The sequence below is a fragment of the Microbacterium sp. NPDC056052 genome (assembly GCF_042266785.1).
In the GTDB taxonomy this organism is placed as follows: Bacteria; Actinomycetota; Actinomycetes; order Actinomycetales; family Microbacteriaceae; genus Microbacterium.
Genome location: NZ_JBHJWV010000005.1, coordinates 149,626 through 168,539, shown reverse-complemented (window position 1 = coordinate 168,539; position 18,914 = coordinate 149,626). Strand labels below are relative to the sequence as shown.

Genomic DNA, 18,914 nt, shown 5'->3' with positions numbered 1-18,914 from the left:
AGCAACATGGAATATCGCAATGTGGAAGCCAGGTTCCAAAAAACGATGGACGCGACAGGGGAACGCTGTTAGTGTCATTCCAGCCCGAGGCCGTACCGACAGCCGGAGGCGGGATGACAACCTAGCGGTTCGACGTACTTATCTCGAGGAAGGGCCCGACGAAGGGCTCGACCGGAAGCCGTATCACTGCGACGACAGCAAGGAAGCTCTCCATGAACAGCACCAGTGTGCCTTCGTCCGCTGCTGCGACGCCCGCCGAGTATCTCGCTCAGGCTGTCGCCCTCGCCACGGACAACGTCCGAAACGCCGGAGGTCCGTTCGGCGCCCTCATCGTCTCGGCCGACGGCCGGGTGTTCGAAGGCGTCAACCGGGTGACCGCGAACCTCGATCCGTCGGCGCACGCCGAAGTGACCGCGATCCGCAACGCATGCCAGCAGCTGGGCACGTTCGACCTCTCCGGCGCCACCCTCTACACGAGCTGCGAGCCGTGCCCGATGTGCCTCGCCACGTCGCTGTGGGCGCGCGTCGACCGCGTGTACTTCGCGGCCAACCGTGACGACGCCGCCGACGCCGGCTTCGACGACGCGGTGTTCTACCGCTATTTCGAGGGAGGGCCGGAGGACAAGGCGCTCATGCCCGTCTCCGACATCGCCCTGCCCGCTGAGGAGCGCGTCGCGCCCTTCACCGAGTGGAACCTCAACGCCACCCGTATCGAGTACTGACCCGACCCGAAGAATCCAGGAGAAGACAATGACGTCACCCACTCCCGCCCCCGAAGCCGAGGGAACACCCGAGAATGAGGCCACCGCGCTGTTCTCTCGCCAGGAGGAAACACTTCCTCCCCTGAAGACCGGCGCCACCTCGACCGTCGCGGTCGAGCCCAAGAACGGTCTCGACCGGTTCTTCAGCATCACCCGCCGCGGTTCGACCGTCGGTCGTGAGATCCGGGGCGGCATCGTGACCTTCGTCACGATGGCGTACATCGTCATCCTCAACCCGCTGATCCTCGGCGGCACGAAGGACGTCGCGGGCCACGCCCTGGATGCGGCGCAGATCGGCGCCGCGACCGGCCTCACCGCCGGCGTCATGACGATCCTGTTCGGCGTGATCGCGCGGCTGCCCTTCGCACTCGCCGCCGGTCTCGGCATCAACTCCTTCCTCGCGGTCGCGGTCGTCGGCCAGGTGACCTGGGCCGAGGCCATGGGGCTCGTGGTCATCAACGGCATCCTGATCGTGCTGTTCGGAGCCACCGGCATCCGGACCGCGATCTTCCACGCCGTGCCGCAGCCGCTCAAGGCCGCGATCACCGTGGGCATCGGTCTGTTCATCGCCTTCATCGGATTCGTCGACTCGGGCTTCGTCAACCGCACCACGGGCCCCGGTGGCCCGCCGGTGCAGCTCGGAAGCGACGGATCCATCACCTCGGTCCCGACGCTCATCTTCCTGCTGGGGCTCGTCGTCATCGGCATCCTCGTCGCACGGAAGGTTCCTGGCGGCATCCTGATCGGCATCGTCGCGACCACGATCGTCGCGCTCATCGCCCAGGCGGTGCTGCAGCTCGGGCCCTCATTCAAGGATCCGAACGGCTGGCACATGACGATCCCCGAGCTGCCGAGCTCCCTGGTCACCGTTCCGGACTTCAGCCTGGTGGGGCGGTTCGACCTGTTCGGCGCCTTCGGACACGTCGGTGCGCTGTCGGCGACGATGCTCGTGTTCACCCTGGTGTTCTCGAACTTCTTCGACGCGATGGGCACGATGACCGGTCTCGCGAAGAACGCAGGTCTGGCCTACAAGGACGGCACGTTCCCGCGGCTGCGCTCCGCGTTCGTCGTCGAGGGCTTCGGTGCCGTCGCCGGCGGCATGACCTCGACCTCGTCGAACACGGTCTACGTCGACAGCGCCTCCGGCATCGGCGAGGGCGCCCGCACGGGTCTCGCCTCGCTGGTGGTCGGCGTACTGTTCCTGCTGTCGATGTTCTTGACGCCGCTCACGCTCGTGGTTCCGATCGAGGTCGGCTCGGCCGCTCTCGTGATCGTCGGCGCGATGATGATGGGACAGATCCGCGAGATCAAGTTCACCAACTTCGCGGTCGCCCTCCCGGCCTTCCTCACGATCGTGACGATGCCGCTGACCTACTCGATCGCCAACGGCATCGGCGTCGGCTGCATCTCCTGGGCGCTCATCAACGTCCTGTCCGGACGGGCCAGGAAGGTCCATTGGCTGATGTGGATCGTCGCCGCCGGATTCGCGCTCTACTTCGTTCGCGGCCCCGTGGAGCAGATCCTCAGCCGTTGAGCAGTCGTTCGAAGCCCCCGATCCACCCTCCGCGGATCGGGGGCTTCGGCGCTGATCTCCTCGAGGAGGGTCGCGCGCCCGGCCTGGTCGTCGAAGGGCGGCAGGTTGAGGCGCGAGTCGCCGACCTGCGGACGGCGGCGCGCGATCAGGTCCGTCGTCCGCTGATGCTCGTCGCGCAGCCGAAGAAAAGCCGCCGCACCTCGACGTGCAGGCCGGGCTGCGACCGGAAGGCCTCGACGGCGCGGGAGCCGTCGCCGAAGCCCGCGAGATAGCGGTGCAGCATCCGGTACTCGGCCGGATCGGAGAGCAGCAGGACTGCCGCCAGCGGGACGATCCAGCGCAAGTATGCGAGGTAGGCGATCCTCAGTGCGCGGCAGGCGGGCTCGGTGACGTCGATGAAGGCGAAGGACCCGCCGGGGCGCAGCACCCGCGCGACCTCGGACGCGAGGCGCTCCAGCTGTGGGGCGTCGAAGGTCTTCAGCCCATAGGCACTGACGACGACATCGAAGGACGCGCGCTCGGCCGTTCCGTTCAGCGCGTCCTCCTGCCGTAGTCGCACCCGTCCGCCGAAGCGGGCGCGGCTCCGGGTCTCGGCGTGTGCCATCATCTGCGCGGAGAAATCGACCGCCGTGATCTCGGCCTGCGGGAGGCGGCGTTCGATCTCGGTCCAGGTCTCGCCGCGTCCGCTCATCAGATCGAGCACGCGGCGCGGGGATCCGGTCGCGCCGACCAGTCGGAGCAGCTGCCGCCGCCACAGCGTCGCGAAGCCCAGCGACAGGGCGACGTTCATCCGGTCGTACGAGGTCGCCATGCGGTCGAACAGTCGCCGCACGTCGCCGGCGTCGTAGGGCGGGGCGGCGTCGGGGGATGCGATCGCGACGGCGGGGCGGTGCGAGATCTCGGTCATGGGTCGACCATAGCGGATGAACTGAACGTGTTCAATAAAAATGAGTGGAGAGGAACCGGCTTCTCGGAGCGCCCGGCCGTCCGGTGGGCCGCCTACTCCGCGGGCGCGGCTTCGTCGATGAGCTGCAGGATCCGGGCCGCGACGCTCACCGCGATCACGGCGGGCTGCTTTCCGGCGACCTCGGGGATCCCGATCGGGGTCGTGACGCGGGCGAGGTCGTCGTCGGTCTGGCCCAGTTCGTGCAGCTTGGTGCGGAATCGCGCCCACTTCGAGGCGGATCCGATGAGGCCGATGGATCCGAGATCCGCCGTGCGCAGCGCCTGGTCGACGATGGCGAGGTCCTCGATATGGTCGTGCGTCATGACCAGCACGTGCGCGCCAGGGGGCAGCTCCACGAGTGCCGCTTCGGGCACGGGCGTGTGCACGACGCGCACGCGCGCCACGGCGTCGCCGAGCGGGCCGCGCTGTCCGGGGATCCCGATCCGGTCCTCGGCGAGCATCTCCTCGCGCGAGTCCACGAGCACGAGGTCGAGCTCGTGCCGGGCGAGGATGCGGGCGAGCTCGAGGCCCACGTGGCCGAGCCCGAACACGGCGACGGCCGGCGTGACCCGGATCGGCTCGAGCAGCATGGTGACCTCTCCTCCGCAGCACTGCACGCCGTACTCGGTGACGGCCTTGTCGCTCAGCGTGAGCGTGAGCAGCTCGGGTTCGGCGGATCCGTCGGCGAGCATCCGCCGTGCCTGCTCGATCGCGGTCTGCTCGAGGTTGCCACCGCCGACCGTGCCGTGCACCGAGACCGGGGCGACCACCATCTTCGCGCCGCCGTTGCGCGGGGCGTGGCCGCGGACGGTCGCCAGGGTCACGATCACGGCGGGGATCCGTCGTGATCGCAGATCCTGCAGCGCGTCCAGCCAGTCCACGATGCTCCTCAGTTGTTCTTCTCTTTCCGAGTCGTCCCCGTCAGCGGAGTCCATAGCGTGCGCTGACAGGGACGACTCGGAAGTGGGGTGGTCAGTCGCCGGCGGCGGAGACGAGCGGGCGGTCGGACGCGGGGGTGCCGGGAACGGGGGTGCCGGAAGCGAAGGCGTCGGAAGCGGGGGCGTCGGGAACTCCGGACGTCGCCTCCTGGGCGGCGCGGACGGCCCAGAATACGGCCTCGGGCGTCGCGGGGGAGCCCAGGTCGACCGAGTGGCCGGCGGGACCGAAGGCCGCCACGGCGTCGCGGAGCGCCTCGCGGGCGCTGAATGCGAGCATGAACGGCGGCTCGCCCACGGCCTTGGATCCGTAGACGGCTCCCTCCTCGCGCGCGTTCTCGAACAGGCGCACGTGGAACTCCTCCGGCATCTCGGAGAAGCTCGGCAGCTTGTACGTCGACGCCGACTGGGTCTGCAGCCGGCCGCGGTGCGGACCGTCGCTGGTGTCCCAGCGCAGCTCCTCGAGGGTCAGCCAGCCCACGCCCTGCACGTACGCGCCCTCGATCTGGCCGATGTCGAGCATCGGGGAGAGCGAGTCGCCCACGTCGTGCACGATGTCGACGCGACGCACCCGGTAGGCGCCGGTGAACTCGTCCACCTCGACCTCGGTCGCCGCGGCGCCGTACGCGAAGTACTTGAACGGCGAGCCCTGCATGATCTCCGGATTCCAGTGCAGGCCCTCGGTGCGGTAGTAGCCGGCGGCGAACAGCTGCACGCGCTGGAAGTAGGCCGCCTTGACGACCTCGCCCCAGGAGACGCGCTTCACCGGTGCGCCGAGCGCGGTCACGAAGCCGCCGCCGAAGCGCACGTCGCGCTCGTCGACGCCGAGCATGCGCCCCGCGACCTTCGCGAGCCGATCCCGGATCTGCTCGCACGCGTTCTTCACCGCGCCGCCGTTGAGGTCGGCGCCGGACGACGCCGCCGTGGCCGAGGTGTTCGGTACCTTGTCGGTGCGGGTCGGCGCGAGGCGCACCTGCTGCAGCTCGACGCCGAGCGCGGTCGCGGCAACCTGCAGCATCTTGGTGTGCAGGCCCTGGCCCATCTCGGTGCCGCCGTGGTTGACGAGGATCGAGCCGTCCTTGTAGACGTGCACGAGGGCGCCGGCCTGGTTGAACGCGGCGAAGTTGAACGAGATGCCGAACTTGATCGGCGTCATCGAGAGGGCGCGCTTCACGTGCGGGCTGGAGGCGTTGAACGCCCGGATCTCCTCGCGGCGCGCATCCACCTCCGCCTCGTCCGAGAGCTGGCCCCAGATCGTCTCGAGCCGATCGGCGTCCTTCACGAGCTGGCCGTACGGCGTGGTCTGGCCCGGCTTGTAGAAGTTGCGCCGGCGCAGCTCGAGCGGATCGATCCCGAGCTGCGGGGCGATTCGGCCCAGGATGTCCTCGATGAGGAAGACGCCCTGCGGGCCGCCGAATCCGCGGTAGGCGGTGTTCGAGGTCTTGTTGGTCTTCACGATCTGCCCGTAGGCATGCACGTTGGGGATCCAGTAGGAGTTGTCCAGGTGGCAGAGTGCACGGCCCAGCACCGGCTCGGACAGATCGATCGACCAGCCGCCGTCGCAGGTGAGGGTCGTGTCGAGCGCCTGCAGCAGGCCGTTCTCATCGAAGCCGACCTTCCACGCGATGTGGAACGGGTGCCGCTTGCCGGTCATCGTGATGTCCTGCGTGCGGTTCAGGCGCAGCCGGACCGGGCGTCCGGTGAGCTTGGCGCCCAGGGCGGCGATCGCCGCGAACCCGTGCGGCTGCATCTCCTTGCCGCCGAACCCGCCGCCCATGCGCAGGCACTGCACCGTGATCTCGTTCGCCGGGATCCCGAGCACATGCGAGACCAGATCCTGGGTCTCGGTGGGGTGCTGCGTGGAGCACTGGATGAAGTACTGCCCCTCGGAGTCGCGGATCGCGAACGACGCGTGCGTCTCCAGGTAGAAGTGCTCCTGGCCGCCGAACTCGGTCACGCCCTCGAAGACGTGCGCCGAGGCGGCGAGACCCGCGGCGGCGTCGCCGCGCTGCACCGTGCGCGGGGTGCCCTGGAAGGACTGGGCGTCGAGCGCATCCTGCACCGTGATGAGCGACGGCAGCGGCTCGTACTCCACCGTGACGCGCTCCGCGCCGAGGCGCGCGGCCTCCTGTGTCTCGCCGAGCACCCAGACCAGGGCGTGGCCGTAGAACATCGCCTCGCTCGGGAACAGCGGCTCGTCGTTGCGGATGCCCGCATCGTTGAGGCCCGGCACATCCTCGGCGGTGAGCACGCGCACGACGCCGGGCACCTCGTAGGCGCCTGACGCGTCGATCGTGACCTTCGCGTGCGCATTCGTGGACTGCACGGGCCAGGCGGTGAGCACCCCCGCGGTCTGCTCCGCGATGTCGTCGGTGTACATCGCCGCACCCGTGACGTGCAGGGCGGCGCTCTCGTGCGCGGCCCGCAAGCCGACGACGGGGTTCTCCGGGCGGTCGGCGAGTGTGCTCATGCCGACACCTCCTTCGACTCGATGACGGTCGCGCTGTAGAGCTTGAGCAGCGCGGTGTTGAGCATGAGCGAGCGGTACTCGCTGCTGGCGCGGTGGTCGGACATCGGCGTGCCTTCGCCGCGGAGGATCTCGGCGGCCGTCTTCACGGTGGCGATGTTCCAGGGCTTGCCGATCAGCGCGTCCTCGGTGGCGCGGGCGCGCAGCGGGGTGGCGGCGACGCCGCCCAGCCCGATGGTCGCGCCGGTCACGATGCCGCCGTCGATGTCGAGCGCGAAGGCGACGGCGACGCTGGAGATGTCGTCGAAGCGGCGCTTGGCGATCTTGTGGAAGGCGGTCGTGGTCGCGAGCGGCAGCGGGATCCGGATGGCCTTGATGAGCTCGTCGGGGCGCTTGACGGTCTGCCGGTAGCCGGTGAAGTAGTCGGCCAGGTCGACCTCGCGCAGCACGACGCCGGATCCGTCCTCGGCCAGTGAGGCCAGGACGACGCTCGCACGCAGGGCGAGCAGGGCCGGCGGGGTGTCGCCGATCGGGGATCCGGTGCCGAGGTTGCCGCCGAACGTGCCGCGGTTGCGGATGAGGCGGGAGGCGAACTGCGGGAAGAGCTGGGCGAGCAGGGGGATCCGCCCGTCCAGGCGCTTCTCCACCTCGGAGAGCGGGAGGGCGGCGCCGATCTCGACGTAGCCCTCGGCGCCAGAGGCGACATCGCCTTCGATCGTCAGCGTGCGCAGCTCCGGGAGCTGCTCGATCGCGACGACGAGCGGCGCGCGACGGCCGCGGATGTTCACCTCGACGCCCCAGTCGGTGGATCCGGCGACGAGCAGCGCGTCCTTCTCGTCGCGCAGGACCCGCAGGGCCTCTGGGAGCGTCGCGGGGCGGACGAAGCGCGCCCCGTCGACCTCCGCGTCGGTCGCGACCGGCTCCGGGGCGGGCCGCGCGAGGCGCTGCTGCAGCGGGTCGTCGGCCTCGGGTGAGCCGAGCGTGTAGGCGGCGTCGCGGATCGGACGGTATCCGGTGCAGCGGCACAGGTTGCCGCTCAGCGCGTGGAGGTCGAAGCCGTTCGGGCCGTGCTCGGGATCGTGGACGGGGCACGACTCGTCGGCTGGGTCGGTCGCGTCGGTCGCCGAGCCGGCCGAAGCGGCCTCGACCGGTGTGCGGTCGGCCCGGTAGTACTCGCCGGCCATGCTGCAGGCGAAGCCGGGGGTGCAGTAGCCGCACTGGGATCCGCCCGCCTCCGCGAGCTTCTCCTGCACCGGGTGCAGGTCCTCGACCGACCCGAGCCCCTCGGCTGTGACGACCTCCTGGCCGTCGAGCGCGTACACCGGCACGAGGCAGGCGTTCACCGGGGTCCAGGTGGTGCCGCCGTCGGCCGTCGGCGTGGCGAGCAGCATGGCGCACGCGCCGCACTCGCCCTCCGCGCAGCCCTCCTTGCTGCCGGAGAGGCCGCTGTCGCGCAGCCAGTCCAGGGCGGTGGCGTGCGCGGGCGTTCCCACGAGCGGGCGCTGTTGTCCGTTGACGGTGACGGCGATGTCAGACATGGGTCTCCTCGGATCCGGCGACACGTTCGATCGCTTGTCCTAAGGCGATCGTGCCGCGTGGGCAGGGTCAGGACAAGGGGCGTGCCGGGAAGGCGGCGGAGCGGTGCAGCGGTGCGGTGCCGAGGTTCTGTGCGCCCGGATCGGCGCATGTGCGGACGAGGGTCACGTCCTGTCGGGCATCGCGCGGGGCGCGACGATTCGCACGGTTCGGCAGCATCGCCTCTCCTCGCCTTCAGCGATCCAGAAGTTTCCGAGATTCGGAATAGTGGTTCTGGAGCATGGAAATCGTAAGGCGACAGGTCGGTGCAGGTCAAGCGCCGCGGGTCATCGTGCGCGAAAGCTCCGCAGATGAGCCCCGCTCACACCCTCAGGACCGCATCCGCGGAGCGCGCGCCGCTGGTGAGAGCGGGATCCGCCTGTCTCGGGCTCAGCGGGCGTTCGTCGCGGCCGAGATCTCGGCGACGACGTCGCGCAGCACGGGAATCGCCTGCTCGGCGAAGTCCTCGCCGACGCGCGACATCGGACCCGACACCGAGACGGCCGTGAGCACGGGCATGTTCGGCACCGCCATCGCGAAGCAGCGCACGCCCACTTCGTGCTCGCCGTCGTCGACCGCGTAGCCGCGCTCACGGCTGACGGCGAGATCGGCGAGCAGCTCGTCGATGGTGTCGAGCGAACGGTCGGTGGAGTGCGGCATCCCGGCGCGGGCGATGATGTCGCGCACCTGGTCATCGCTGAGTTGCGCGAGGATCGCCTTGCCCACGCTCGTCGAGTGCAGGTGCGCGCGACCGCCGACCTCGGTGAACATGCGCATGGCGTGCGGCGACGGCGCCTGCGAGACGTAGACGACGTTGTCGCCGTCGATCGTGGCGAGGTTCGCCGTCTCGCCGAGCCGGTCCACCAGAGACTTCAGCTGGGGCATCGCCATCTGGCCGAATTGGCGGTTAGCGACCTCGCCCAGGCGCACGAGCTTCGGGCCGAGCGCGTAGCGGCGATTGGCCAGCTGGCGGGCGTACCCCTGTGAGACCAGAGTGCGCAGCAGACGGTGGATCGTGGGCAGCGGCAGCTCCGCGGCGGCCGCGAGCTGACTGATCGTAGCGTCGCCGCCCGCGTCCGCGATGAGCTCGAGCAGGTCGAAGACGCGGGAGACGGACTTGACGCCGGTAGAGCCCTCAGCGGCCATGCGGATCCTCTCGGCTCTGATCCGGGCGCGAGTATCCGCATGCCGGAAGGATGATTCCCGAGCAGAGTATCCCACGAGGGGCCTCAGGCGGCCGACGCCGCTCTCCGCACGGCACAGGTCATCGGTTCCCCGCACGGCTGAGCCGCCTCGGCGGGTTCACCGGACCTACCGCGCCCGCCGGGCCCGCCCTGGCTCGCCGGGCTCAGCGGGCTCAGCGGGCTCACTGGGCCGGCTGGGATTGCTGGGTCGGCTGCGCTCATCGGCTCAGTGGCCGGCGGGGCTCACCAGGCTCAGCGGACGGCCGGGCTCACTGGGCTCGGCGGGGTTCAGCCGGCTCCGCGGGTCGGCCGGGGTCAGCGTGCTTAGTGGGTCGGCCGGGGTCAGCGCTCGGTGGGGCGGCCGGGTTCAGTGGGTTGGTCGGGCTCACCAGGAGCCTTTCCATCTCCGAGTCGTCCCTGTCAGCGCACGCTATGGCGTGCGCTGACAGGGACGACGCTGGTTGAGGAGGTTTGTTGCGCTGATCTGGTGAATTCGGGGTGGGAATGTCGGTGGCCCGGTGTTGACTTGACCCATGACGAACTCGGCGGGTGCGGTGGTGGATCCCGGGGTTGACCCGGTGGATCCGGTCACGGTGCTGCGCATGCTGAGAGAGGGCGTGGCGGCGGCCGAGGGGGCGATCATCCGGTTCCAGGCGTTGCGGGACGCGCAGCTCGCCGCCGCGCAGCGCGTGGCCGAGGAGATCGCCGCCAGGGACGCCGGTAGCGCCTCCGTGCGGGGTGAGTCGGTGGATTTGGCGGCACGGTCGGTCGCGGCCGAGCTGGCCGGGGTGCTGCGGATGTCGGACCGGGTCGTGCAGGCCCGCATGGCGCGGGCCGCGGATCTGATGACGAAGTTCCCGGAAGTCATGCGGGCGTTCGGGGAAGCACGGATCAACGCCGCCCACGTCCGCGTGATCCAAGACGCCGGCGCCCGACTCGACGAGACGGTGCGGGCCGAGTTCGAAGGGATTGCGGTGGAGGCGTGTGCCGGGGAGACCCCGCATCGGGCGAAACGGATCGTGGAGCGGGTCGCGGAACGGCTCGCACCGCGGAGCCTCACCGACAGGCACCGGGATGCACAGGAGCTGCGTCGGGTGTGGCGGGAAGACCTGGGCGACGGGCAGAAGGCGCTGGGGGTGATCCACTCCGCCGCCGTGATCGACGGGATCTATGACCGGCTCACCCAGCAGGCACGAGCCATCACTCTCGCGAACGCGCAGGCCAAGAAGGACGAGGCCGGTGGGGCTGCCCCTGATCCGGACGGGCTCGGCGATCCCGGCGATGAGCGGACCATGGATCAGCTGCGCGCCGACTTGTGTGCGGACACGCTGCTCACCGGGGCCGCGTCCGGGCACGACACCACCGCCGGACTGCTCCGTGCGATCCAGGCGCGGGTCGAAGTCACCGTGCCAGTGCTCACCCTCGTCGCCGGGGACGCCACCGAAGGGGCCGGCACTGCCGGTACTACTGTCGATGGATGCGGGTCGCCGGCGGGATCCCGCCCCTCGTTCCGCGTCCGCACCGCACAACCCGCCGAACTCGCCGGCGGGCAACCCATCGACACTCACACCGCCCGCACCCTCGCCGGCCGGGTCACCGCGTGGGAACGTGTCCTCACCCACCCGATCACCGGGGCGATCCTCGCCGTCGACCACTACCGGCCCAACACGGACCTGCGCCGCCTCCTGCACGCGAGAGACTCCCGATGCCGGTTCCCGACCTGCGGACTCCCACCCCACACCCAAGACCTCGACCACACCATCGACGCCGCCCACGGCGGACCCACCGAAGAAGGAAACCTCGGCGGACTCTGCCGACGCCACCACGTCCTCAAACACCAGACCGCCTGGACAGTGAAACAACACGGCGCCGGCATCCTCGAATGGACCAGCCCCACCGGCGCCAGCTACACCGACCAGCCACCCACACCCGTCACCTTCACCATCGAAGACCCCGACCCACCCCCGGAAACCGACCCAGAGACCCTCGGATTCTGACCAGCACGGTGTTCACCCCGACCGTCGCCCGCTCTCGGATGTTCGCTCTCAGACAGCGAGCGTCACGCCCCACTGCGCAGTCCATGCTTCGCCCGGTGCCAGGCGGCGCAACCCCCGGCCCGAGTTGAAGGCTTCGGCGGGCGCCGACATCGGCTCGAGGGCGACCACGAGGTCCTGCCCGGGGTAACTCGTGTTCGTGTAGGCCTGCAGGTAGTCGAGCCCCGGCCCCTGCCACAGCGTGACGGTGCGGCCGTCGGGGGCGGAAAGGGTGCTGTGCACGCGCCCGTCGGCCTCGCGGCGGAGCGTGGCGAAGCCGGTGTCGAGCTGCACGTCGGCGAGCCGCCGGGGCGTGCGCAGGTCCGTGCCGCCGGACACCGGCGACTCGCCGATCGGCAGCAGCCGGTCATCGGTCTCGAAGAACGTCTCGGCGGGGATGCGCAGGAGGAGCTGCTTCGGGTCGGCCCCGGAGATCGTGAGGAAGGGGTGCGTGCCGAGTGCGACGGGCGCTGCCCCCTGGGAGCGGTTCACGATGGTGTGCTCGGCGGTGACGCCGCTCGCGTCGAGCGTGTAGCGCACGCTCGTCTCCAGCAGGTAGGGGTAGCCGATCTGCGGCACCACGTTCGCGCGCAGCAGCACGGTCGCATCGTCCTGCTCGGCGATCTCGTAGGCGGTGTACCGCAGCAGCCCGTGGATCGCGTTGTTCAGCTTGGGCTCGGTGATCGCCAGCGCCCTGATCTCCTCGCCGTCGGCCCAGATGCCGTCGCGGATCCGGTTCGGCCACGGCACGAGAACGACGCCGGCGCAGGCGGGCGCAGGGCGGTCGTCGGGGTAGGGCGGGACGACCGTGGTGCCGCCGACGACGAGGTGCCGGAGGGATGCGCCGACCTGCGAGATCTGGGCGTGGACGCCGCCTGCCTCGAGGTGGACCTGGACGCCGGTCGGAGTGGTCATGCCGCCATCGTAGAGCGGCGAGGTGACGCGGTGGGTTCCCAGGTGGCTCGGGTAGACTGCCCTGGTCGGCTTCGGGCGACCGCGACCTCCGGGATCCCCGGCGGACGCGGTGCTGCGATTGTGTGTGAGCCCAGGGGCCGATGGTGAGTTCGGCGGACGTCGCCGAGCGCTTCATCCATCACATGAATGGCCCCCGGCCGACGACTGCCCGGGTTTCCCCGCGCCCTACGAGGGCGGCGGGGCGCTGTTCTCGTGCGAGAACCAGATAAAGGAAATACCCGTGCCCAAGAACCACAAGCCCAAGGGCGGACGCCCCTCGGCGAACTTCGAGCCGCGCTACGCGAAGAAGACCTCCTTCCACGATCGCCACAACCAGGGGCGCCCGGCGCGCGACGGCGATTCCGGCCGGGGCGTCGCGGATCGTGCAGATCGGTATGGCCGCGCCGATGCCCGTCCCGCCCGCGATGATCGTGGCGGCCGCTTCGACCGTGACGCCCGTCCGGCCCGCGACGACCGCCGTGCGGATGCCCGCCCGGGCAGCCGTTCGCCCGGCCACCGCGGCTTCCGTGCCGAGTCCGCCCCCGCCGACCGCGAGCCGAAGCGCCGCTGGTCCGCGCAGGAGAAGGCCGGACGCGACGAGTCCCGCTCGATCCGCAACCGTGCCGAGTCGGGCCGCATCGACACCCCGCACCGTCGCGATGACCGTCCGCGTTTCGATCGTGATGACCGTCCCCGCCGGGATGACCGTGCCGAGCGTCCGCGTTTCGACCGCAGCGACCGTCCGCGTCGGGATGACCGGGCTGACCGTCCGCGTTTCGATCGTGATGACCGTCCCCGCCGGGATGACCGGACCGAGCGTCCGCGTTTCGATCGTGATGACCGTCCCCGCCGGGATGACCGGGCTGACCGTCCCCGTTTCGACCGTGACGACCGTCCGCGCCGGGATGACCGGGCTGACCGTCCCCGTTTCGACCGTGACGACCGTCCGCGCCGTGACGACCGTGCCGAGCGTCCGCGTTTCGACCGCAGCGACCGTCCGCGTTTCGATCGTGACGACCGTCCCCGCCGGGATGACCGCGCCGAGCGTCCGCGTTTCGACCGCAACGACCGCCCCCGCTTCGACCGCGATGACCGTCCGCGTCGGGACGACCGGACCGAGCGTCCCCGTTTCGACCGTGACGACCGTGCCCGTCGGGATGACCGTCCGCGTCGGGACGACCGCCCTCGCCGCACCGACGGTCCGAGCCGCAGCGACTGGAACCGCACCGCCGACCGTACGCCGAAGCACGAGCAGCTCGAGGACGTCGTGCACGAGCGCCTGGCAGCGCAGACCGTGCAGGCGGAAGAGGTCGCGGATGTGACCTTCGGCGACCTCGGACTCGGATCCAACATCGTCGAGATCCTGACCAACATGGGCGCCGCGACGCCGTTCCCGATCCAGGCGGCGTCGATCCCCGCCGTGCTTGAGGGCCGCGACGTGCTCGCCCGCGGGCGCACCGGATCCGGCAAGACCATCGCCTTCGGCGCCCCGCTCGTGGAGAGCATCCTGCAGTCGCAGAAGGGCAAGAAGCGCGAGTTCGGACGCACCCCGCGCGCGATCATCCTCGCTCCGACGCGCGAGCTCGCGCTGCAGATCGACCGCACCGTGCAGCCGATCGCCCGCAGCGTGGGCCTGTTCACCACGCAGATCTACGGCGGTGTGCCGCAGGCGCGACAGGTCGGCGCGCTGAAGAAGGGCGTCGACATCGTGATCGGCACGCCCGGTCGCATCGAGGACCTGATCAACCAGGGCAAGCTCGACCTCTCCGACGTGCGGATCGCCGTGCTGGACGAGGCGGACCACATGTGCGAGCTCGGCTTCGTCGAGCCGGTGCAGCGGATCCTCCGGCACACCGGAGAGGGCAGCCAGAAGCTGCTGTTCTCCGCCACGCTGGACCGCGAGGTCGCCGCCCTGGTGGACGAGTTCCTTGTGGACCCGGCCGTCTTCGAGGTCGCCGGCGAGACGCAGGACTCGGGCACGATCGAGCACCGCGTGCTCGTGATCGAGCACCGCGACAAGGCCGAGATCCTCACGTCGCTCGTCGATCGCGACGGACGCACGCTGGTCTTCTCCCGCACCCGCGCCTACGCGGAGCAGCTCACCGAGGCCTTCGAGGACGCGGGGATCCCCGCGGTCTCGCTGCACGGCGACCTGAACCAGGCCAAGCGCACCCGCAACCTGCAGAAGCTCACCTCGGGTCGTGTGAACGTGCTCGTCGCGACGGACGTCGCCGCCCGCGGCATCCACGTCGACGACATCGACCTGGTCGTCCAGGCCGACGCCCCCGACGAGTACAAGACCTACCTGCACCGGGCCGGTCGCACCGGCCGCGCGGGCAACGCCGGGCGCGTCGTGACCCTGATCACCCGTCCGCGCGGTCGCCGCATGACGGAGCTTCTGAACCGCGCCGAGATCGACGCCCCGTTCGAGGAGGCGCGTCTCGGCGACGACCTCATCGAGGAGATCGCCGGCCGCATGCCGTCGACGTCCGACCTCACCGCCTGATCACGGCGCGGCCTTCGCCGCGAATCGTCCGCCGACAGGGCCGGGCGGGATCCGAATGACTACGGATCCCGCCCGGCCCTTTCGCGTCGGCGACGTCGCAGCGGTCAGAGCACGAACGCCCAATCGTTGCTGAGGAGCTCCTCGCCGCGGAACGGGAATGCGCGGGAGGAGCGCAGCGCGAAGCCCGCGCGTCGGCACAGCGCGTTCGACGGCGCGTTGTCCACGGCCGGGTAGGCGTGGATCTCGGAGTGGCGTCCGTCCGCCCGCACGAGGTCGAGGAGCTGGAGGAGGGCCTTGCCGGCGTAGCCGCGGCCCTGATGCTCGGGGAGCACGCTCCACCCGGTCTCCCACACCACGGCGTCGGGATCCTCGTCGTCCTCCCAGTAGCCGATCGAACCGACCGCGGTGTCCCCGTCGCAGATGACGAGCATGCCGCCGGGTCCCTCCATCGACAGATAGCGCCGATGCCGCCTCTCCAGCTCATCCGGGGTCTCGGGGCCGACGAGATGCGCCGTCATCTCCGGAGTGTTGAAGCGGTCGAGCAGGGGCCGATCTTCGGGCTGCCAGGGGCGGAGAGTGACCATGGCGAGACGCTAGCCGGAACCTCGGACACGAAGGTGCGGGCGCGATGAGAAGGGCAGGGCGAGGGGTCGGAAACGGCCGAACTCGAAACCTGAGAGTTCGAGCAAAGTATCCTGCTACATCCCGGGATGCTCGGTGGGTTCCCAGGAACAGTGATGCAGGATCGTTACCTTGTACGCCCGACCCGAGGGCGTGACGCCGCTTCCCGAGCGGCACCGAGGACTTCAAGGATCGTTACTTCGTCATGTCGAGAAACCCGTTCTTCCGCTCTGCCCGCCGTAAGACCATCACCATCGTCGGCGCGACCGCCGTGCTCGGCGCGCTCGTCGTCGGTGGCGCCGTGCTCATCGCCCCGACGGTCGCCGCGGCCGCTCCGGCCGTCGCCGCGGTCGATGACGTGACCGCCTACAACCAGCGGGTGCAGGTGCGCGCGGCGCTCGACACCGCCCAGACCGCGATGGCGGATGCGGCCGCCGTGAACGCCGATGTGAAGTCGTCCGGCCTCGATCTCGGCCAGGGGCGCAAGCTCGTGGACGTGACCGGCCTGACCTCCGCGCGCGAGGTGCTGTCGGAGTCGGTCTCCGACAAGGGCGCCGTGAACACCGCGCTCGCGGTGGCGATCACGAACCACTCCGAGAAGGTGGAGTCGCAGGTCGCCGAGGTCCGCACCAACCTGAACAACGCCGTCGCGCAGAAGCAGGCGGCGGATGCCGCGGCCGCTGCGGCCGCCGCGCAGGCGGCCGCTGCCGCGCAGGCCGCCGCCGAGGCGCAGGCCGCCGCGAACACTCCGGACGGCGCGCGCGCTGCGGCTCAGCAGATCATGGCGAGCCAGTACGGCTGGGGGGACGACCAGTTCCAGTGCCTGAACTCGCTGTGGAACAAGGAATCCGGCTGGGACTACCAGGCCTACAACCCGTCCGGCGCGACCGGCATCCCGCAGGCGCTGCCCGGCGACAAGATGGCGACCGTCGCGGATGACTGGCAGACCAATGCGACCACGCAGATCACGTGGGGCCTCGGGTACATCTCCAGCGTCTACGGCACCCCTTGCTCGGCCTGGGCCCACTCGCAGGCCACGAACTGGTACTGAATCCTCCACGGAACCTCATCCTCCAAGGAACCTCCTCCTTTACGGAACCTCATCCTCCACGGAACCTCGAACGGGGCGGCGCGCATCGAGCGCCCGCCCCGTTCGGCGTCCCGCTTCAGAACAGGGTCGGCACCGGCTCCGGCGCGCGTGGTGCGCCGAACCGCGACGACGCCGCGGGCTCGGCCGAGGGCTGCTCGAACAGCCACAGCGGCATCGCGTTCGTGACCGGCTCCGTCGGCGCGCTCATGCTGCGCCGCAGCGGACGGTCGTCGGAGTGCCGTGCCTCCAGTCCGTGCATCCGGATGAGGGGCTTGACCCGTCGCGCGAGCCACTTCCGGTAGTCCTTCGGCGTCTCCGCCGCGGATCCGGGATACAGCACCCGGTAGGACGACAGCAGATCCGGCCTGTGCTGCGACAGCCACTGCAGGAACCAGGGTTTCACGCCCGCCCGCAGGTGCAGGGCGCCGTAGATGACATGATCGGCCCCCGCCTCCTTGATCCGTCGCAGGGCGCCGTCGATCGCGTTCACCGAGTCGGTGAGGTGCGGCAGGATCGGCATCAGGAACACACCGACCCGGAATCCGGCGTCGCTGAGCGCGCGCACGGTGTCGAGCCGCGCCTGCGTGGACGGAGCGCCCTGCTCGATCGCCTCGCGCAGGGTCTCGTCGAACATCGCGATCGACAGCTGCACGTCGACGGGCACTCTGGCCGCGGCGTCGACGAGGACCGGGATGTCGCGGCGGATCAGCGTGCCCTTGGTGAGCACGGAGAACGGCGTCCCGGAATCGGCCAGCGCGCCGATGATCCCCGGCATCAGCCGGTACCGCCCCTCCGCGCGCTGATACGGATCGGTGTTCGTTCCGAGCGCGACGGTCTCGTGCTTCCAGGATCCGCGGCGCAGCTCCTTCTCCAGGGTCTCGACCACGTTCACCTTGACGACGATCTGCGAGTCGAAGTCCCGCCCCGCGTCCAGGTCCAGATACGTGTGCGTCCCCCGGGCGAAGCAGTACACGCACGCGTGGCTGCATCCGCGGTACGGGTTGATCGTCCAGTTGAACGGCATCTTCGAGGGCCCGGGAACATGGTTCAGGGCCGACTTCGCGAGCACCTCGTGGAAGGTCATCCCCGCGAACTCCGGCGTCGTCACCGTCCGCAGGAATCCGGTGCGGTTCTCCATGCCAGGCAGCGCCTGCGCGTCGGTCTCGTCGATCCTCTGCCCTTGCCACCTCATGACGATATTCGAACATAACATCGATAGTGAGTCAAGCGGAGATCGTGGAGAGGTTCGAATGTCGCCGATGTTCAGGTCTGGCGGTGAGAATGGATCCGTGGCAGACCCGCGGCACCCGACTCGCGCTCGCCGCATGGATCCGCGTGTGACGTTCCGGCTGTACGTCACGATCGGTCTGGCGGTCGCGCTGATCGGCGCGCTCTGGGCGCTCGCGGACGGCTCCGCGAGCGCCGGTCCCGGGGGGCATGCCGAGGCGGATCCGCAGGGGGTCGAGGTCACGATGCCCCAGGCCGCGACGAGCCTTCCCTCGGTGCAGCTGCACGCGACGGCGGCCTCGAACCCGTGCGCGCAGGCGCCGGTGCAGCAGGCGCTCGCGTCCGGCGGCGACGACGCCGTGGTCACGGCGTTCGGCGGGGGAGCGGCGTTCCGCGCCGCGGTCGCGGCAGGCAACGCGCCCTGCATCGATCTATCCGACCCGAACCGCGACTGGGTCGTGGTGAACAAGGCCCGGCCGCTCAACCCGTTGACCTTCGCGCCGACGTCCTTCGGGGATCCGGCGCTCTCGGTCTCCGGTGCGGGCGCGCTGCGCTCCGACGCGGCGCACGCCCTGGACCAGCTCTCCGCCGCCTCGGACGCCGCGGGATCGGGTTCGATCGCGCTGGCCAGCGGCTATCGCTCGTACGACACCCAGGTGCAGACCTACTCGGGCCAGATCGCGACGTACGGGCAGGCTCAAGGTGATGCGCTCTCCGCGCGGCCGGGGCACAGCGAGCATCAGACCGGCCTCGCCGCCGACGTCGTCTCCTGCGCGGGTGGCTGCGGCGACATCGACGCCTTCGGCGGCACCGCCGCCGGCGCCTGGGTGGCGGAGAACGGCTGGCAGTACGGCTTCATCGTGCGCTATGCCGCGGGGCAGACCCCGGTCACCGGCTACGACCCGGAGCCCTGGCACCTGCGCTACGTCGGCGTTCCGCTCGCGGCGGCCTATCACGACGGCGGATTCGCCACGCTCGAGCAGTTCTTCGGGCTGGCGGCGGCCCCCGCCTACCTGGGCTGACCGGCATCGCGGACGCGAGGCGTCGCGCCGAGCCGGACGTGCGCGCCGTCGCGTCGCCG

The 18,914-nt window shown here is 70.2% G+C and carries 14 protein-coding genes; 6 read left to right on the top strand and 8 right to left on the bottom strand.

What is annotated here, in order from left to right; genetic code table 11:
• Window positions 1–212: 212 nt before the first annotated feature.
• Both ACFC1J_RS11475 and ACFC1J_RS11470 read left to right on the top strand, forming a co-directional pair.
• Window positions 213–722: a nucleoside deaminase gene (locus ACFC1J_RS11475; RefSeq protein ID WP_375905719.1), complete on the top strand. Its 510-nt coding sequence runs from the start codon at window positions 213–215 to the stop codon at window positions 720–722.
• A 28-nt stretch (window positions 723–750) separates the two neighbouring features.
• Window positions 751–2,295 (top strand): NCS2 family permease, encoded by a 1,545-nt coding sequence (locus tag ACFC1J_RS11470; RefSeq protein ID WP_375905717.1) that lies wholly within the window; start codon window positions 751–753, stop codon window positions 2,293–2,295.
• Window positions 2,296–2,440: 145 nt separating this feature from the next.
• Here the strand turns inward: ACFC1J_RS11470 and ACFC1J_RS11465 are convergent, their stop codons facing one another.
• The 5 genes from ACFC1J_RS11465 to ACFC1J_RS11445 all read right to left on the bottom strand — a co-directional run bounded on the left by ACFC1J_RS11465 (window position 2,441) and on the right by ACFC1J_RS11445 (window position 9,364).
• A complete protein-coding gene (locus ACFC1J_RS11465) occupies window positions 2,441–3,202 on the bottom strand; it encodes a class I SAM-dependent methyltransferase (protein WP_375905714.1) in 762 nt (253 codons plus the stop codon).
• A gap of 92 nt (window positions 3,203–3,294) precedes the next feature.
• Complete coding sequence (xdhC, locus tag ACFC1J_RS11460) at window positions 3,295–4,122, bottom strand: xanthine dehydrogenase accessory protein XdhC (RefSeq protein WP_375905711.1); 828 nt, start codon at window positions 4,120–4,122, stop codon at window positions 3,295–3,297.
• Between the two features lie 91 nt (window positions 4,123–4,213).
• On the bottom strand, window positions 4,214–6,646 hold the full coding sequence (gene xdhB / locus ACFC1J_RS11455; RefSeq protein WP_375905708.1) for a xanthine dehydrogenase molybdopterin binding subunit: 2,433 nt from the start codon (window positions 6,644–6,646) through the stop codon (window positions 4,214–4,216).
• Complete coding sequence (locus ACFC1J_RS11450; protein ID WP_375905705.1) at window positions 6,643–8,181, bottom strand: xanthine dehydrogenase small subunit; 1,539 nt, start codon at window positions 8,179–8,181, stop codon at window positions 6,643–6,645. Before ACFC1J_RS11450 ends, xdhB begins: the two co-directional genes overlap by 4 nt.
• Before the next feature lie 427 nt (window positions 8,182–8,608).
• Window positions 8,609–9,364, bottom strand: a complete 756-nt coding sequence (locus tag ACFC1J_RS11445; protein WP_375905702.1) for an IclR family transcriptional regulator — start codon at window positions 9,362–9,364, stop codon at window positions 8,609–8,611.
• A gap of 571 nt (window positions 9,365–9,935) precedes the next feature.
• On the opposite strand from ACFC1J_RS11445, the gene ACFC1J_RS11440 reads away from it, so the two are divergent.
• Window positions 9,936–11,399, top strand: coding sequence for a DUF222 domain-containing protein (locus ACFC1J_RS11440; protein WP_375905699.1), 1,464 nt, complete (start codon window positions 9,936–9,938; stop codon window positions 11,397–11,399).
• Window positions 11,400–11,447: 48 nt separating this feature from the next.
• Here ACFC1J_RS11440 and ACFC1J_RS11435 read toward each other — a convergent pair whose 3' ends face one another.
• Window positions 11,448–12,350: an aldose 1-epimerase family protein gene (locus ACFC1J_RS11435; protein ID WP_375905696.1), complete on the bottom strand. Its 903-nt coding sequence runs from the start codon at window positions 12,348–12,350 to the stop codon at window positions 11,448–11,450.
• 280 nt (window positions 12,351–12,630) lie between these two features.
• Here ACFC1J_RS11435 and ACFC1J_RS11430 point away from each other — a divergent pair, with 280 nt between their 5' ends.
• Window positions 12,631–14,895: a DEAD/DEAH box helicase gene (locus ACFC1J_RS11430; RefSeq protein ID WP_375905693.1), complete on the top strand. Its 2,265-nt coding sequence runs from the start codon at window positions 12,631–12,633 to the stop codon at window positions 14,893–14,895.
• Between the two features lie 104 nt (window positions 14,896–14,999).
• Here ACFC1J_RS11430 and ACFC1J_RS11425 read toward each other — a convergent pair whose 3' ends face one another.
• Window positions 15,000–15,479, bottom strand: coding sequence for a GNAT family N-acetyltransferase (locus tag ACFC1J_RS11425; RefSeq protein WP_375905690.1), 480 nt, complete (start codon window positions 15,477–15,479; stop codon window positions 15,000–15,002).
• A 242-nt stretch (window positions 15,480–15,721) separates the two neighbouring features.
• Between ACFC1J_RS11425 and ACFC1J_RS11420 the strand changes: the two genes are divergently transcribed.
• Window positions 15,722–16,567 carry a phospholipase gene (locus ACFC1J_RS11420; protein WP_375905687.1) on the top strand — a complete coding sequence of 282 codons (846 nt, stop codon included), beginning with the start codon at window positions 15,722–15,724 and terminating at the stop codon, window positions 16,565–16,567.
• Window positions 16,568–16,682: 115 nt separating this feature from the next.
• Here the strand turns inward: ACFC1J_RS11420 and ACFC1J_RS11415 are convergent, their stop codons facing one another.
• Window positions 16,683–17,798: an Rv2578c family radical SAM protein gene (locus tag ACFC1J_RS11415; RefSeq protein WP_375905684.1), complete on the bottom strand. Its 1,116-nt coding sequence runs from the start codon at window positions 17,796–17,798 to the stop codon at window positions 16,683–16,685.
• A gap of 97 nt (window positions 17,799–17,895) precedes the next feature.
• On the opposite strand from ACFC1J_RS11415, the gene ACFC1J_RS11410 reads away from it, so the two are divergent.
• On the top strand, window positions 17,896–18,855 hold the full coding sequence (locus ACFC1J_RS11410) for a D-alanyl-D-alanine carboxypeptidase family protein (RefSeq protein WP_375905681.1): 960 nt from the start codon (window positions 17,896–17,898) through the stop codon (window positions 18,853–18,855).
• The last annotated feature ends 59 nt before the right edge of the window (window positions 18,856–18,914 follow it).

Coding starts and splice junctions, on each gene's coding strand:
- ACFC1J_RS11475 (WP_375905719.1), top strand. CDS start 213: ATGAACAGCACCAGTGTGCCTTCGTCCGCTGCTGCGACGCCCGCCGAG.
- ACFC1J_RS11470 (WP_375905717.1), top strand. CDS start 751: ATGACGTCACCCACTCCCGCCCCCGAAGCCGAGGGAACACCCGAGAAT.
- ACFC1J_RS11465 (WP_375905714.1), bottom strand. CDS start 3,202: ATGACCGAGATCTCGCACCGCCCCGCCGTCGCGATCGCATCCCCCGAC.
- xdhB (WP_375905708.1), bottom strand. CDS start 6,646: ATGAGCACACTCGCCGACCGCCCGGAGAACCCCGTCGTCGGCTTGCGG.
- ACFC1J_RS11450 (WP_375905705.1), bottom strand. CDS start 8,181: ATGTCTGACATCGCCGTCACCGTCAACGGACAACAGCGCCCGCTCGTG.
- ACFC1J_RS11445 (WP_375905702.1), bottom strand. CDS start 9,364: ATGGCCGCTGAGGGCTCTACCGGCGTCAAGTCCGTCTCCCGCGTCTTC.
- ACFC1J_RS11440 (WP_375905699.1), top strand. CDS start 9,936: ATGACGAACTCGGCGGGTGCGGTGGTGGATCCCGGGGTTGACCCGGTG.
- ACFC1J_RS11435 (WP_375905696.1), bottom strand. CDS start 12,350: ATGACCACTCCGACCGGCGTCCAGGTCCACCTCGAGGCAGGCGGCGTC.
- ACFC1J_RS11425 (WP_375905690.1), bottom strand. CDS start 15,479: ATGGTCACTCTCCGCCCCTGGCAGCCCGAAGATCGGCCCCTGCTCGAC.
- ACFC1J_RS11420 (WP_375905687.1), top strand. CDS start 15,722: ATGTCGAGAAACCCGTTCTTCCGCTCTGCCCGCCGTAAGACCATCACC.
- ACFC1J_RS11415 (WP_375905684.1), bottom strand. CDS start 17,798: ATGAGGTGGCAAGGGCAGAGGATCGACGAGACCGACGCGCAGGCGCTG.